The following is a 16,204-nucleotide window of genomic DNA, read 5'->3' as shown; positions in this document are numbered from 1 at the left end:
TAAATTGTATTATTTCGGAACGATCGCTACTGTCAGTCTGGAAATACAATTTAATTTATTGAACCGGTCATACATCTTTATTTCCCAGATATGTGTGGAACGGCCAATATGTATGGGACTGCATTTCGCTGTAATTATTCCGGCGCTTACGGGACGTATATGGTTTGCGTTCACTTCAAGTCCAACGCCGCGATATTTATCTGGATCAACCACCAGGTTAGAGGCAATACTCCCTAGAGACTCTGCCAGGACTACCGAGGCTCCTCCATGTAATATTCCATGCGGCTGCTTGACTTTATCTGTTACAGGCATAGTTGCTGTAATGGTGTTGTCATCTATTTCTGTCGCTTGAATTTCCAAAAGACCTGACAGGTATTTGTTAAAAAATACATTTATTTCCTCAATGCTGTAATGCTGAAACCAAATTTTTGACATCGTCTGAGTTTAAATAACGTTCTTGGATAATAATGCGGTGATGATTGAGGTGTCCCGCAATGACATATAACAGTGCTTTTACACTGGTGAGTCGCTCAGATGCCATTCCTTTACGCTCCAATTCAGCGTCATTGAAACTGTTGAAAAGCATCATATTGGCTTTGCGAAGAAAGGTGAATTCTTTGCTCAAGCTTTCCAAGGTACGGTCATTATAGCGCGAATACTGAATGAGGTAGTCTTGGTCATAACCGGCGAGCTCCTTCAGGTCATTTCGGGAGAAGCGCAACGCACGATAGGCCATGATGCGTTCATTGTCGATGACGTGGCCAACGACTTCTTTGATGGTCCATTTATCCTCGGCGTATCTAAAATTGCCTCTTTCCTCAGGAATTGTGTCCAGAAATGCCGGAAAGGAGAGCGTTTGTTCTTCGAGTGCATCAAACACGTTATCGACGACAGTCTCAATATATGGCGCATAGACTGCTGGATATTCGTCAGATTTGAGTGGCTTCATATTTTAAATTGCTTTTTAAGATTATTCGAAATGTTGTTCCTTTACCTAATTCAGATTCTTTTACAAAGATTTGTCCTTGGTGATACCGCACCATTCTCTTTGTCAGACTAAGCCCGAGCCCCCAGCCTCTCTTTCTTGTTGTGAAGCCTGGCTGGAAAACTGATTCAAAATTAGATCTCGGAATTCCTTTGCCCGTATCGCTAATGTCTATAAAAATTTCTTCTTTCGCAATATTTTCTGAAATATTAACAGTTATCTTTCCTTCTGTACCAATGGCATTTACACCATTTTTCAATAAATTTTCTATAATCCAGTCGAAGAGTGGAATATTGAGCTTTGCTTCAAGATGTTTGTCTCCTTTTAATTCGAAAGTAATTTTATTGCTAGTCCGTATACGGAAATAATCCATGTAATTTTTAATGACCTCGTAGAGGTTGTGATTGGTCAGTACGGGGGTGGACCCTATTTTTGAAAAGCGGTCAGCGACAATCTCAAGCCGCTTTATGTCGTTTTCCATTTCATTTAGGGTATCATCTTCTTCGGCATCAAATTTTATACGAATCAGTTCTAGCCAACCCATCAACGATGAAATGGGGGTCCCCAATTGATGTGCCGCTTCTTTGGTGAGGCCTACCCAAACAAGATTTTGTTCAGATTTTCGGATAGAGTTGAAAACGGTATATGCAATGATAAGGAAGAGCGCAATGAGCGATAGTTGTACGTACGGAAACACCCTTAGCTGTTGCAAAAACCAAGAATCTTTGTAGTATACATGCCATTTTTGCCCATTTTCCAATTCCAAAGTAATGGGGGGATGGCTTTTTTTCATAAATGCCAACTGTTTTTGAAAATAAGCCGGGTCATAATTTAGATGCTTTGTAACACTGTCGTTTTGCCCGGGCTTAATATTGGTCTTCGTAGAATCGAGGTTCCGCCAAAAAATGATATCTTCTTTATCGTCAGTAATAATTGCTGGCAAATTTAGGCTGTCTCTTACAGCGTAGATAAATGTAATGAACTCATCATCTACGTCGGGCATGGTCATGATATTTTTAGTGCTCATGGCCCATACCTCGGCCTTTGAACGTTCGGCGTGAGCAAGATTTCGAACGAGGTAATTGGTGTACACCAAGGAGGCAACAGCAATGACTGCTGCAAAGATGAGCAAGATAAATTTCCAGCGTTGCTGGCTAATCTGATAGGGTTTCATGATTCCGTATTCGTGTCCTTCATCGCAAATTACTGAATAAATGTCTGTTTTCTGCACTTTTATTTCATTGAAGAAGTGGTCGTACCGCCCAAATCAAAAATTTTGTGGTAATTTTGCTTCATGAGTTCAGAAAGAAAAGTCAGAGTGCGTTTTGCACCAAGCCCTACAGGTGGTCTTCACCTTGGTGGGGTACGTACAGCTTTGTTTAATTTTCTCTATGCGCGTCAGCATCAGGGAGATTTTATTTTACGTGTCGAGGATACGGATCAAGCTCGTTTTGTCCCAGGTGCTGAGGAATATATCAACGAATGTTTAGCATGGTGTGGCCTGACGCCAGATGAAAGTCCGCTAAAAGGGGGGAAATATGGGCCTTACCGTCAAAGTGAGCGAAAACCCTCTTACCGGAAATATGCTGAGCAGCTGGTCGCAAATGGGTATGCTTACTATGCTTTTGACACAGCAGAGGAGCTGGATGAGCAGCGTAAGTTGCAGCCTAATTTTCGCTATAGCCACGAGAACAGACTTCAATTGCGCAATTCGCTGAGCCTATCTGCGACTGAAACTCAACAACTGTTGGATGCGGGAACTCCGCATACCATTCGTATAAAAATTCCTACTGATGATACGGTAACATTTACGGATATGATCCGTGGAAAGGTTGCTTTCGATACCAATCTTGTTGATGATAAGGTATTGCTTAAAGCTGATGGTATGCCAACTTATCACCTGGCCGTTGTTGTCGATGATAAAGTCATGGATATTTCGCATGTATTCCGTGGCGAAGAGTGGTTGCCTTCGGCACCTATCCATATCTTGTTGTGGGAATACCTTGGCTGGGGCGATAGCATGCCAAGCTGGGCACATCTTCCGTTAATCCTTAAACCAGATGGAAATGGTAAATTAAGTAAACGCGATGGCGATCGTTTGGGATTCCCTGTTTACGCAATGAACTGGACCGATTCGAACTCTGGCGATACAATAAAAGGTTTTCGTGAGATGGGTTTCTTGCCAGAGGCTTTTGTCAATATGCTTGGGGTGTTAGGCTGGAATGATGGAACTGAACAGGAACTTTTTTCTTTAGATGAATTGATCCAGAAATTCGGCGTTGACCGTATCAGTAAAGCGGGGGCGAAATTTGATTTTGAAAAAGCAAAATGGTTTAATCATGAATGGATCAAACGATCTTCAACAGAATCGCTGTTACCGCAGATCAAAACAGTTTTGGAACATCATCAAGTAGTGGCTGATGACACTTATGTGAGTAAGGTATTGGATGCGGTAAAAGAGCGCCTGACCTTTGTGGAAGATTTTTGGAGCCAAGCGTCGTTTTTCTTCCTGCAACCTGCAGCATATGATTTAAATGCAGTAAAGCCTAAATGGTCTGCTGAAAAAACTGCATTTTTTGAGGGGATTAACCAGTCTTTTGCAGGATTTGATACCTGGAAGGCTGCTGAGTTGGAACCTTTCTTCAAGGATGCGATTCAGGCATCCGGAATGAAAATGGGCGAACTGATGATGCCATTCCGTATTATGTTAGTCGGTGGGAAATTTGGTCCAGATGTCTTTCAGATCGTTGAACTGCTGGGCAGAGATGAAGTGGTAAATCGTGTGAAAAAAGCACTTCAGGAATTTGATGCTTAAATGAACGAAGTATAAAATACTAAAAGAGGCTATTTGCATTGATTTGCGAATAGCCTCTTTTAATATTGTTCACTAGTGGGCATGAGGTTGCTATGCTCCGTTTATGGGAAACGTTTATTTTCTTTGGCTTTAATGGAGTTGCTGAACCTTGTTATATAGGCGCTCCCTCACTTTGATTTACAAGTAAGGTAACCTCAGCCGGATATAGAGGGTTTTGGCTGGACCAAATAAGAATATTATTCCGGTTACAATTAACCCTAGCATTCCAAGGTAAGTAAATATTTCCATATTGCTGATTAGCGATGCTTGCTGACTCAAACTTCCGGAAAGACTTTTACCAACAATACGGTTGGCCACTTGATCGCCATAAAATCCGCTATATTTCTCGATTAATGTGTTCCAATAATTCATTGTTAGCGAATTGCTTGTATTCAGCGTCTGTTCGAGTTGAATATAATGCTTTTTATTTAGTGTATAGCTGATGGTTTGGATAAAGGCAAATCCAATATTGGTACTCCAAAATCGAACAGTTGTACCCATGAGGCCAGCATTGCCTACATGTTGGGATTTGACACCTGTTAAAATGTAAATCACCAACGGTGTGAACAGCCAACCTTGTCCGATGCCCTGAATGAACAATGGGAGCCCGATGGCCCAGATTGTGGTATCAGAATAAAAGGTAGGGACGAAGAGAAAACAGGAGATTGCCAATATCAAAAAGCCAAAACCAAAGCTATATTTCGGCGATACGTTGCATAGAAGTAAGACGCCAGAACTAATAACCCCCAAGATAGTACCTGTGACATTGATGAATTGTACATCAATAATATAGTGCCAGGGCCATTTCCAGACGGTAGCCATTACGGTATAAACATTGTTGAGGCAGCTGCGAATAATATAAAAGAGAAAAAATAGGATAACTCCCAAAATCACATTTTTGTATCTCAAGACCTCAAAGTGAAAAAGAGGTCTTTTGACCAAACTTTGTTTAAATATAAATAGTGCTCCGAACACTAGGAAAAGGGCAAAGTTGATGTTGATATTGGTGTGTTCGAACCAATAGTATTTACGGCCATAGATTAGGACGTAAGCGCCGCAACTCAATGAGAGCAGCAGAAACAGGCAACTTGTGAGATCCAGTTGATAGAGGGGGAATTTTCTACTTAGGCGATTATTGTTGAGTAAGAGCAGGGCTATCGCAATCACAATCAAATGCCAATAGAGTACAACATGGATCATATCTTGCCATCCATAATCCATAATACTTTCTTTGAGCAAAGATGTTGTCAAAGTCGAGCCAGTAAGCATAAATGTATATAGGAAGAAATAGGCAATGGTGCGGCTCTTTGTATGCTTAATCTGGCTCATAACCATTGGAAGGAAACAAGCGCCTTCAAGCACGCAGAAAATACCTTCGGCTACACGCAGAACGCCAATAAGGAATGGATCTTTTGTCAATGAAATGCCGATTAGGATGAGGATGGAAGCACTGCAGGTCAACAGGATATATGTTCTCACCCTGAAATAAGAAAAAAGCCGCTGAAAAATGAGTAAAGCAACTACAATGGCGCCATACATCAAGGAAAGGAAATACTGAATATCTTCGGTTTCGATGTCAAGCGCCGACGCGGTAAATGCCGTATTCGAATGGAAGAGCGACATTAACATGAGATGGGGAAACATCGCTAGTATCATAAGCGGAAGTTTGATCCATTCGGGAACCCAGCTATAGTATACAGATTTGTTGTTAAGCATGGTGAAATTAGGATTGATGGGCAGCATGAATGACAACGTTCATGCCGCCACGTAGCTTTTTAAGATCCTGCTGTGCGTCAAAGACAATTTTAACGGGGATGCGCTGCTCTATTTTTACGAAGTTTCCGGTTGCGTTATCCTGGGGTATCACGGCAAATTTGGAACCTGATGCTGGAGAAAAAGAATGGATCTTTCCTTTAAAAAGAAGGTTGGGAAATGCATCTACCTGTATCGTCACGATAGTGCCTTCTATTAGATCTTCAAGCTGTGTTTCCCTGAAATTTGCATCGATCCATTTCTCCTCGCTAACTACATTTGCCAGTGTCTGACCCTCCTTCACAAATTGTCCGGGTTGTATAGTCCGCTTCCCGACGAAGCCGTCATAGGGCGCGGTTACTACAGTATAGGAAAGGAAAAGCTGGGCATTTGTTCTTGCGGCCTTTTTAATATTAATATTCACTTTTGCAGGTAACTCGTTTGCTTTTTCTTTGCTGGTATTCAGTCGGGCGGAATTATACTCTTCTGCCATAGCATGGAGTTGTGCTAATGCCAAATCGTAAGCTGCTTTGGCATTGTCGTACTGCTGTCTGGTTGCCGCATCGGCCTCATATAGTTTCTTGAATCGACTATAATCTTGTTGCGTCTGCCATACACTTACTTTTGCCACTTCTAATCTTGCCTTTTGAACCGAAATACTATTGGCAGTCGCATTGGCTGTTTTGCTGATTACCTCGGCATTTCTCTGGCTACTTTGGAGTTCGGCATTTGCGATATCTACCTTGGTCTGATATTCACTGGCATCAATGATTAATAGGGTGTCACCCTGATGTACATATTGATTTTCTTCAAATCGGACTTCTTTGATAAAACCGGGGATCCGACTAGCAACAGGGGTCACGTATTGATCTATCTGTGCATCATTGGTAGTTACATATTGATGAGTAAAAATCAGATGCCTGAGCAGGAAGCCAATACCGGTCAATAATAATATACTCGCAAAGAGGACGAGCGCTTTATTAAATCCTTTTGTCTTGTCTTTTTTATCTTTTCTATTCATATTCATTCTAATTGCGCATTTTCCAAATTCTTCAACTTTAGCATTCTGATCCAGATTCGATTCTGAGTTACCTGCTACATCACGATTTGTCAATGCATTTTACTTGAAGGTGGGGGCTAAGTTCCGATCGACTTTCTTATTTGGGAATATGGCCCGCACAAAGATACAGTAGGGTGGAAAGGATTTGTTTTGTATAGTCGGACGGATATTTGTTTATTTGCGCCATATTGTCGGAATAACGTAATTTTGAGGTATGGAAGAGGGCAAACTTACAGCGATTGATGCTGAGCATTACAATTTTTATATCGACCACTTGTATGTCGATCGTATTGATTCTCGCGAGTATAAACATAAAAAAGCGCGCCTGCTTTACGCCGAAGGCGGCATTATTCATGTATTTACAGCAACGAAGCACTGGTATTTGCCGGCAAGATTTTATATGTGGATTCCGGCAAATACCACTTATCATCTGGAAAGTACAAGCTCTCGTATTCCACTGTATAGTTTTTACTTTAAAGAAATGGCGGATATGCCGTCTGTGCTTTCGGTGCCGAATATATTTCTAAGCAATGATTTGATGCGTGAAATGTTTTTATTTGCTCGAGATTGGGCTGGCGGGGTGAGTAAGACGACTAATTATTCTAAATACTGTCTCCTGCGTGCGATGATGGCGATTATTCCAGATACGAGTTCACCAATAGATGCTTTTCCGATGCAGCATCCCTATCCTAAAAGTGAAAAGCTCAAAAGTGTGGCTAGGTATCTCAACAGTAATATCGATCAGTCCTTTACCATTGAACAGATTGCTGAGCGTTTTGGAATGAGTAGCCGCTCCTTATCGAGGCTTTTTAAAGAAGATATGGGCATCAGTTATGTTCGGTTTTTAAGAGCTATACGAATTGCGAAAGCCCTGGAACTCATGTCTGAAAATAACTACACCATTCTCGAAATCGCCATCCGTGTGGGTTACAACGAGCTCTCTTCTTTCAGCAACATTTTTACACGGGTGACGGGTATTCGTCCATCGATTTATATGGCGAAGATTAATGGATACAAATAGCAGTCGCGATTTTATTAGGCTAAAAGCTCTTGCAGATCTTCCTGAGAAAGTGACTTGATAAAGCTTTCTTCGGTTGTGATCAGGCTTTGTGCGATCGATTTCTTTCTATTCTGTAAGGCTAATATCTTTTCTTCAACGGTATCTTTGCTGATAAATTTATAGATAAAGACATTGCGCGTTTGACCGATGCGGTGCGAGCGGTCTACGGCCTGTTGTTCCACAGCCGGATTCCACCAAGGGTCTAGGATAAAAACATAGTCTGCTTCAATAAGATTAAGCCCCACACCACCTGCCTTTATCGAAATAAGGAATAGCTTGGTATCGTTGTTTTTACGAAACTGACTGACCGCTTCATCCCGATTTTTTGTGCCGCCATCCAGGTAGGCATAGTTTATTCCTTTGTGATCAAAATACTGGCGGAAAATATTGAGTTGTTTTACAAACTGGGAGAAAATCAGTACTTTATTGCCTCTCTGCATCACCATTTCTAGGGTTTCAATGACCGATTCGAACTTACCGGAATCGCCCGAGAATTTCTCATCCACCATTCTGGGGTGATTGGCTAACTGCCGCAACTTTGTCAAGCCTTGTAAAAGTGCAATTTGGCTAGATTTTGGTTTGTTTTCCAATTGTCCGTCAAGGATTGCATTGCGATATTCAGATTTAACCTTCTCGTAAAGTTCGGACTGTTTTTCTGTCATCTCACAGTAGAGTACCTGTTCGGTCTTTGGCGGTAATTCTTTTGCCACCTGATCTTTTGTACGTCTTAATATAAACGGTTTAACAATCGCCTGGAGACGTTGTGCTTTTTCTTCGTCTTTTTTCTTTTCTATGGGCTGCACAAACTCCTTCTGGAAATAGGTGTAACTACCCAACAGTCCGGGATTGGTGAAGTGCATCTGAGCCCAAAGATCCGAAACTGAATTTTCGACTGGAGTTCCACTTAAGGCCAGTTTATTTTTACTCTTTAGGCTTTTTATGGCTTTGAAAGATTTGGATGTCGGGTTTTTAATGTTCTGACTTTCATCCAATATAATATAGTTAAAATAATAGCTACTTAAAATCTCTTCATCTATGCGCGCTATTCCGTAAGTGGTTATTATCAAATCATATGTTGAAAATAATGCGGAATCTTTGATGCGATTGTTGCCAGTATGAAGGTGAATATTCAACTGTGGAGCAAATTGATGTGCTTCTTTTTGCCAGTTGTATACTAATGAAGTCGGTAAGACCAAAAGCGAGGTACGTACCTCCTGTTCATTCTGAAGCAGTTCTTTTTGTTGCTGCAACAAGGCTAATGTTTGTATGGTTTTGCCTAAGCCCATATCATCCGCAAGACAGCCCCCAAATTTATACTGCTTTAGAAAATTAAACCAATTGTATCCTGCCTTCTGGTATGGACGAAGATTTCCTTTGAAATGTTTTGGTTCGGGAATATCCGCAATTTCTTCGAAGTTAGCCAGATTTTGAAGTTTTCGGGTAAATACCAGTTGCGTATGTTCGCTAATTTCAAAGAGTAGGCCTATATGTACTTTATTTAATTTAAGTTCATGGCGGTCTGCAGAAAATTGAAATAGGTGATTGTACTGTGCAAACCATTCTTCTGGAATCATGGCTATTTCTCCATTCGGTAAAGTAAATTCCTTAATGTTATTGAGGATATGATTACGCAGCTGAATAAATGGGATTTCGTAAGGGCCAAATTTTGCGATAGCACTGATATCAAACCAATCATTGTCTTCTTCAATGGAGATATCCAGCGAGGTCTGTCCTATGAAGAAACGCTTTTCTTCATTATTTTGTACAATTTGAAAACCAAGTTTCTCCAGTTGTTCTTGGTGATTATTTATCCAGTCAAATATGGAAAGTCGTTTCCCAGCGGCTATCGTTGGTGTCAATAAACCGAGTTGAAGGTCAAAATCCTGTAGCCCCAGCTTTTTTAAGTTTTCATGCTGTTGTTCTTCCCATTGCAAAGATCGTTTGACACGGTGGAAAATATAATGATCGTCTTCCTCCTGATAGACCATGCGGACAGTAACTTTATTTTCGGCACCAGCTGTAAAGGTATGTTTACCGTATTTAAATTGCAGTTGAAGTTGAGAAACTCCATCTTCGATATAAATCAAATGAAGAATAGGAATTGCTTGATGCTGATGGGTTTCAATGTCGAACCCTTCGGCATAAACATGATAGCGTTCTATCAAGCCACAGACAAATGTTTCAAAATATTTTTTTTCAGTGCTTCTACCGACAGAAATATAGCGTTTATTCAGGAAGGGGCTAAGCTTTTTGCCTTCAAGGGGCTGATCGAAATAATAAAGGGTATTATTTAAAAGTAGCCACGCTTGTACATTAGTCAGCACGATAGCGTTTTTGAACATAAACTCCAAACGCTGATTTTCGTATTTGATGGTCGGGAAATAGCGCGTTTCTTCTTCGTTTCGACGGAAATGAAAAAGTATTGAGGCCGGGGATGTGGCCAGTTTAATTTCTTGATCTGCAGGATATCCATCTTTGCTCATCATAAAGAATGGTTTGTCTCCAACAGCTTCAAAAAATTGAATCATTTTTTCATCTATTTTAGGACGAAGGAGTTCATAGAGCTTTTTATCAAAAACTTTGGAAAAGAAATCTACAGGTCTGATCGCTTTTTTGTAGTATTTTTTGATGAGGTGTGTTTGTTCAATTTCATCAAGCAGTCGAATGAGTTTGTAATCTACCTCATCTAATTCGGCGGCGTAGGCACCGACAGTGTTACTAAATATGCGTTGATATCGGAGTGAGTAAGTCCCATTGGGATTGAGTTGGACCATGTGTGGCTCAATGAGATAGCCGAGATAAGGGTGCTCACATATGGAATAAACGATTTTATATACTGGAAATGACTTTGACTGTTGCATTAAAGATAGCGGACCTTGTAAATAAAGGTATCTAATATACAATAAAATATACCATTACTCGCAATTTGCCCGATGAAATTTTAAAAATTGACATGCTTGGATTGAAAATTCTGAAAACGATTAGTGTTGATTGATAGTAGAAACCTAGTAGTTGCCCTCGAAGACAAACTGCGCCGGCCCTTTTAAGAATACCTTTGTGAAATGCTGACCATCTTTATGGAAGGAGATATAAAGCTGCCCTCCTAATACACGGATAGGAATATGAATATCGCCTGTGAGATTCTGCTGCAGGGCGACGGCCATGGCTGCCGCAGTAGCACCGGTGCCGCAGGCATAGGTTTCGTCTTCGACACCGCGTTCAAAAGTACGCAGGAAATAACCATCTCCTTCAGCTTCAATGAAATTTACATTGATGCCTTCCGTTCCATATGTCGCGTTATTACGAATGGCGTAGCCGTCTTGATAGACATTCTTATGTGCGAGATTTTTTGCAAATTCAACATAATGTGGAGAACCTGTTTGTAACAGGTAGGCGTCTCCATCGCGGGCAAAATCATGCACGTTGATCATTTGGAGATTGACAAGATCTTCCGCTAAAGAGGCATGGTGTATACCGTCTACTGCCAAAAAGACAGTTTTGTCAGTAATAATGCCAAGGTCGCGAGCAAAAGCGACAATACAACGGCCTCCATTACCACACATGCTTCCTTCTCTACCATCTGCATTAAAGTAAATCATCTCAAAATCGTAATTCTCGTTCTGCTGTAAGAGCATCAGCCCGTCAGCTCCAATACCAAACCGGCGGTCACATAGCTTCGCTACCAATGCTTCGTCTGCTCTGTCAAATGCATTGTGGCGATTGTCTACTAAGATGAAATCATTGCCTGCTCCTTGGTATTTGGAGAATCTTACTTTTGTTGCCATTTTGTTGATTTTTAGTAACAAAAGTACGTTTTTTTGTTACAAAAAAACGTGATAAAGTTAAGATTTGTTAAAATGCTTGCATTTGTCTAGTAATTAACATTTTTTAACGTGTCTTATTTTCCGAAGGTTTCGAAATGGTATTACATTTGGACATATCCGAATAAAATCGGTAATTTTAAGAGCAAAAATTATCAGCTTATATTAAGACATTTTAAAATAGAAATAAGTTTATGAATAAGGTCGGTTTAACGCTATTAACAGCTGTTTTCGGTGGAGCGGTAGCATTAGGAGGTTACAAGCTTATTGAGAATAAGAAGTTTGATGGTCTGTCTTTCGAAGACAAACAAAAGGTTTATTTTGCAAATAATCCAACAGGAGTAATGTCCTCTACAGGTAATCCTGATTTTACCCAGGCTGCTGCGGCTGTGTCACCGGGTGTTGTACATATTAAAACCACATATAGCCGTAAGGGATCACAACAATCTCAGGGTTCTCCGTTTGACATGTTTGAAGAGTTTTTTGGCATGCCACAAGGGGGGGGCGACGTCAAATGCAGTCGCAACCGGTACAAGCATCTGGATCAGGTGTAATTATCTCAGATGATGGTTATATTGTAACCAACAACCATGTGGTGGAAGATGCAGACAAGATTGAAGTTGTATTAACAGATAAGCGAACATTTGAAGCCAAATTGATCGGACGTGATCCAAATACCGACTTAGCTTTATTGAAGGTGTCGGGCAAGGGGCTTCCTGTGGTTAAATTAGGTAACTCAGATAATGTCAATGTTGGTGAATGGGTATTGGCTTTTGGCTATCCACTTGGACTTCAGTCTACCGTGACTGCAGGTATCATTAGTGCGAAAGGTCGTCAGATCGGCATTTTAAGTGAAGGTCAACAACAACGTGGTAACCCATTTGGTGGGGGGCAAGACCAAATTCCTGTCAGTTCAGCGATTGAATCTTTTATTCAGACAGATGCAGTAATTAATAGGGGGAATAGTGGCGGCGCTTTAACGAATGCTTCGGGTGAATTGATCGGAATTAATTCCGCTATTGCTTCTCCAACAGGTACCTATGCGGGTTATGGTTTTGCGATTCCTGTCAATTTGGTAAAGAAAATTGTTGATGACTTTGTTGAATACGGTAATGTAAAACGTGGTTACATCGGGGTAACTTATACTGAAATAACCCCTGAATTGGCGAAAGAGAAGGGTTTTGCAGATGTTGATGGCCTTTATGTTCAGGATGTCGTAGCTGGTGGTGCTGCTGAGGCTGCAGGTATCAAGAAAGGTGATATACTGTCCAAAATTAATGGGAAAGTGATTACAGGTTCACCTGTTTTAAGTGAAACTATAGGTCGTGCGCGTCCTGGAGATAAAGTAAATGTGACTTACAAACGAGATGGTAAGGAAAAACAGGTTACGATGACATTGAAAGGAGAAGATTCGTTGAAGTCTGAGAATGCTGGCGGAAAAGCTTCGAAAAGTGCAACCGAAATTTATAACAAATTAGGAGCAAGCTTTATTCCTGCATCGGCTCAGAAGAAAAAGGAATTGGGTGTGAACTCCGGCGTTGTTGTCACTCAGGTGAACCGTGGTGGTATCTTTGATTACTTCGGTGTAGAGCGCGGATTAGTTATTACTGAGGTTAACGGAAAGGCTGTTAATTCAGTTGATGATGTTGAAGCCGCTTTAGGAGCAACACAACGTAATATTGTACGTTTGAAAGGTGTGTCGCCTCAAGGTGGTGCTGTTCAATTGAGCTTCCCAGTAGAATATTAAGCATTGAGTTAAGAATTGGTTGATTAATATAGTTTAGGTGGCTCTAGCCGTTAGGTTAGGCCACCTTTTTTTTGGTTCGGAAAAACTGCTAACGGTACATTGATTCTCTTTTATAAGGGTTGGGAGAAGCGTTAGGGTATTAGAAAACCATGGTTTGGTAAGAAGTTGGTCACTTTTAAGCGGGTTGTTTCGTTAATAATTTTAGTTTAGCTATTTTGCGGAACGAAAATACAGCAGGAATTCGGCACTTGATAAGCACAGAATTTTTGGAATTGCAATCTACTACTATTGTGCTATTGATGAATCGACGGAGTGACTCGTTGATTTAATTGAGTTTTTACGGAATTAGTCGAATTCCATAGCAGTCGTGGTATTTATTGTATAGCTTTTTAAACGTTATAGAAATGAAGATTTTAATGGTTTGTTTGGGGAATATCTGTCGTTCACCCCTTGCACACGGTATATTGAAGCAAAAGGCATTGGATCAACAATTAAACTGGGTCGTTGAATCGGCTGGTACAGGTGATTGGCACATTGGTGAAGCACCTGATCATAGGGCGATCGCAGTTGCCAAGAAATACGGTATCGATATATCTGGTCAGCGGGCTCGGCATTTTAAACCACAGTTTTTTGGTGAATATGATCTAATATTTGTCATGGATAGACAGAATTATGCAGATGTTTGTGCCCAGGTTGTAGATAAAGCGGATCTGAACAAGGTTAAACTATTTTTAGGCGACGATATTGTTCCCGATCCATATTTTGATGATAATTTGTTTGATCCGGTTTTTCAGATGATTGACCAACGTAGTGCAGAGGTGATGGCTAGTTTGATTAAATCAAAAAAATGAAGGCAGCTGAAGTTAACAAGAAATGGAGTATCTTGCAGGATGAGATTGCGGCACTATTTGATATGGAAAAACCAGACATCAAGGTGTGTTTATTTCTCATTGGTGTTCAGGAATTGGGCAAGGGTGCCCAGAAATTCTCGAAACGGGAAAAAGAAGAATTGATGCATATTGCCACCTGCCGTCTTTTCAGTGCGATGGGATTTTATACGCTGAAAGGCCTTGATGAGGAGGGATGGCCGCATTGGCAATTAATAAAACCAATTCCCAACTATACACTTTTGGAACAAGAACTGATTATGAAGTCGCTGATCATCGATTATTTTGAGGAATTAAATGTTATCTAGCGATCACATCAAGAGAAAAATAAAAGTTCAATTGGGAACGTAGAACCATCAACACATGAAATTTTTAAAAGCTAGTTTAATTGCAGTATTCTGCTTTTTACAGGTTTTGGCATTTGCGGCTAAACCTGAATTTAAATATGTACAGATCGTTACTGAGAAGGGCATCTGTGTTGTGCGGCTGTATAATGAAACGCCAAAACATCGGGATAACTTTGTCAAATTGGCAAAAAGCCAATATTATGATGGGACGCTTTTCCACCGCGTCATTCAAAATTTTATGATTCAGGGCGGTGATCCTGACTCAAAAAATGCGGTTGGCGGAGCACAGTTGGGTAATGGAGGCCCAGGATACACCATTCCTGCGGAGATTCAGGATGGTTTATTTCACAAAAAAGGTGCTATCGGAGCTGCCCGGGATAATAATCCTGAAAAAGCTTCGTCGGGATCTCAGTTTTACCTTGTTCAGGGAAAGGTATTTAGTCCTGAAGATCTCAATCGGTTAGAGCAGACCCGAATGAATGGCAAGAAGTTTTCTGAAACCCAACGTCAGGTGTACACCACTATTGGTGGTGCACCCCATTTAGATTGGAATTATACCGTATTTGGTGAGCTGGTCAAAGGTGTAGATGTTATCGATCAGATTGCGGCGGTAAAGACAGATCAGCATGATAGGCCGGAGACGGATCAAAAAATGACCATGCATGTACTTACGAGACGAGAAGCATTAAACTTGGAGCGGGAACTCAAAGGTTTAAAGCCTCAAACGGGTATCTTTTCAAAGATTGGTGATTTGTTCTCTTCAAAGGACTACTAATGTTATGTGGAAATAATATATCAGGGATTGATAAGTTTTCTTTTTTCTATAATCTAGCATCACAACAATAAACAATGAAAATAGTAACTTATAATGTGAATGGTTTGCGTGCAGCCTTAAAGAAGGATTGGTTGGGCTGGTTGAAAGCTGTAAATGCAGATGTCATCTGCCTTCAGGAGATTAAGGCTACGCCTGATCAGATTCCCGAAGTTGCCCTATTGGAGGAGATGGGTTATGAGCATTACTGGTATCCAGCACAAAAGAAGGGCTATAGCGGAGTTGCCTTGTTTACTAAGATGACGCCTAAGCATATCGAGTACGGTTGTGGTCATGAGGATTATGATTTTGAAGGTCGTATTATCCGTGCTGATTTTGATCAACTATCGGTGATGAGTACTTATTTTCCTTCGGGTACAACCGGAGACGTAAGACAGGATTTTAAATACCGTTTTTTAAAGGATTTTCAGTTGTATAGCGATAAGCTTTTGGTGGAAAAGCCGAATCTAGTTGTCTGCGGTGATTATAATATTTGCCATCGTGCGATCGATATTCATAATCCAAAATCAAATGCGAACTCTTCGGGCTTTCTTCCAGAAGAGCGTGAATGGATGGAAAATTTTATTAATTCGGGTTATATTGACTCTTTTCGCCATCTAAATCCAGATCCGCACCAGTATACCTGGTGGAGTTATCGTGCTGGAGCGCGCGCAAAGAATTTGGGTTGGCGCATCGATTATAATATGGTTTCTAAGCCTTTGGCCGATCATATTAAATCTTCCAGTATATTGCCGGATGCTGTGCATTCCGATCATTGCCCCGTAGTATTAGAGCTGGCGCTCTAATAAAATGTCAATCATACAAAAAGGCTTTCATACCCATGAAAGCCTTTTTGTATGATTGACAGCGGCATCACTGC

At 40.8% G+C, this 16,204-nt stretch carries 15 protein-coding genes; 8 read left to right on the top strand and 7 right to left on the bottom strand.

Going from position 1 to position 16,204, the window contains the following annotated elements:
• Positions 1–9: 9 nt before the first annotated feature.
• From VXM68_RS03605 to VXM68_RS03595, 3 genes are read right to left on the bottom strand one after another with little or no spacing between them, the layout of a single operon-like run.
• On the bottom strand, positions 10–435 hold the full coding sequence (locus VXM68_RS03605; protein WP_293957148.1) for a hotdog fold thioesterase: 426 nt from the start codon (positions 433–435) through the stop codon (positions 10–12).
• Positions 401–949: a DinB family protein gene (locus tag VXM68_RS03600; protein WP_294185259.1), complete on the bottom strand. Its 549-nt coding sequence runs from the start codon at positions 947–949 to the stop codon at positions 401–403. Before VXM68_RS03600 ends, VXM68_RS03605 begins: the two co-directional genes overlap by 35 nt.
• Positions 930–2,159 carry a HAMP domain-containing sensor histidine kinase gene (locus VXM68_RS03595; RefSeq protein ID WP_209578562.1) on the bottom strand — a complete coding sequence of 410 codons (1,230 nt, stop codon included), beginning with the start codon at positions 2,157–2,159 and terminating at the stop codon, positions 930–932. Before VXM68_RS03595 ends, VXM68_RS03600 begins: the two co-directional genes overlap by 20 nt.
• A gap of 120 nt (positions 2,160–2,279) precedes the next feature.
• Here VXM68_RS03595 and gltX point away from each other — a divergent pair, with 120 nt between their 5' ends.
• A complete protein-coding gene (gene gltX, locus VXM68_RS03590; RefSeq protein WP_367210473.1) occupies positions 2,280–3,800 on the top strand; it encodes a glutamate--tRNA ligase in 1,521 nt (506 codons plus the stop codon).
• A gap of 177 nt (positions 3,801–3,977) precedes the next feature.
• On the opposite strand, the gene VXM68_RS03585 is transcribed toward gltX, so the two are convergent.
• Together VXM68_RS03585 and VXM68_RS03580 are read right to left on the bottom strand one after the other, a co-directional pair.
• On the bottom strand, positions 3,978–5,555 hold the full coding sequence (locus tag VXM68_RS03585) for a hypothetical protein (protein WP_367210472.1): 1,578 nt from the start codon (positions 5,553–5,555) through the stop codon (positions 3,978–3,980).
• Between the two features lie 7 nt (positions 5,556–5,562).
• Positions 5,563–6,618, bottom strand: coding sequence for an HlyD family secretion protein (locus tag VXM68_RS03580; RefSeq protein ID WP_367210471.1), 1,056 nt, complete (start codon positions 6,616–6,618; stop codon positions 5,563–5,565).
• A gap of 247 nt (positions 6,619–6,865) precedes the next feature.
• Here VXM68_RS03580 and VXM68_RS03575 point away from each other — a divergent pair, with 247 nt between their 5' ends.
• Positions 6,866–7,672, top strand: coding sequence for an AraC family transcriptional regulator (locus VXM68_RS03575; protein WP_293957141.1), 807 nt, complete (start codon positions 6,866–6,868; stop codon positions 7,670–7,672).
• 14 nt (positions 7,673–7,686) lie between these two features.
• Here the strand turns inward: VXM68_RS03575 and VXM68_RS03570 are convergent, their stop codons facing one another.
• Positions 7,687–10,572 (bottom strand): DEAD/DEAH box helicase, encoded by a 2,886-nt coding sequence (locus VXM68_RS03570; protein ID WP_294348314.1) that lies wholly within the window; start codon positions 10,570–10,572, stop codon positions 7,687–7,689.
• A gap of 144 nt (positions 10,573–10,716) precedes the next feature.
• The gene (gene dapF, locus VXM68_RS03565; RefSeq protein ID WP_367210470.1) at positions 10,717–11,496 is read right to left on the bottom strand and encodes a diaminopimelate epimerase; all 780 of its coding nucleotides are present in this window, start codon (positions 11,494–11,496) and stop codon (positions 10,717–10,719) included.
• Positions 11,497–11,726: 230 nt separating this feature from the next.
• On the opposite strand from dapF, the gene VXM68_RS03560 reads away from it, so the two are divergent.
• The 6 genes from VXM68_RS03560 (at position 11,727) to VXM68_RS03535 (ending at position 16,130) form a co-directional block, all read left to right on the top strand.
• Positions 11,727–12,086: a hypothetical protein gene (locus VXM68_RS03560; RefSeq protein WP_367210469.1), complete on the top strand. Its 360-nt coding sequence runs from the start codon at positions 11,727–11,729 to the stop codon at positions 12,084–12,086.
• Complete coding sequence (locus VXM68_RS03555) at positions 12,047–13,279, top strand: trypsin-like peptidase domain-containing protein (protein WP_367210468.1); 1,233 nt, start codon at positions 12,047–12,049, stop codon at positions 13,277–13,279. The genes VXM68_RS03560 and VXM68_RS03555 overlap by 40 nt, the downstream gene beginning before the upstream one ends.
• A 404-nt stretch (positions 13,280–13,683) precedes the next feature.
• Complete coding sequence (locus VXM68_RS03550) at positions 13,684–14,130, top strand: low molecular weight protein-tyrosine-phosphatase (RefSeq protein ID WP_293957135.1); 447 nt, start codon at positions 13,684–13,686, stop codon at positions 14,128–14,130.
• Positions 14,127–14,474, top strand: coding sequence for a hypothetical protein (locus VXM68_RS03545; protein ID WP_294185269.1), 348 nt, complete (start codon positions 14,127–14,129; stop codon positions 14,472–14,474). The genes VXM68_RS03550 and VXM68_RS03545 overlap by 4 nt, the downstream gene beginning before the upstream one ends.
• A 55-nt stretch (positions 14,475–14,529) precedes the next feature.
• Entirely contained in the window at positions 14,530–15,288 is a 759-nt protein-coding gene (locus VXM68_RS03540) for a peptidylprolyl isomerase (protein WP_294348308.1), read from the top strand.
• A 74-nt stretch (positions 15,289–15,362) separates the two neighbouring features.
• Positions 15,363–16,130, top strand: coding sequence for an exodeoxyribonuclease III (locus VXM68_RS03535; RefSeq protein WP_293957130.1), 768 nt, complete (start codon positions 15,363–15,365; stop codon positions 16,128–16,130).
• Positions 16,131–16,204 lie beyond the last annotated feature (74 nt).

The sequence above is a fragment of the Sphingobacterium sp. R2 genome, from assembly GCF_040760075.1.
Lineage (GTDB): Bacteria > Bacteroidota > Bacteroidia > Sphingobacteriales > Sphingobacteriaceae > Sphingobacterium.
The sequence above is the reverse complement of the archived record's forward strand: the minus strand, read 5'-3'. Positions and strand labels throughout refer to the sequence as shown.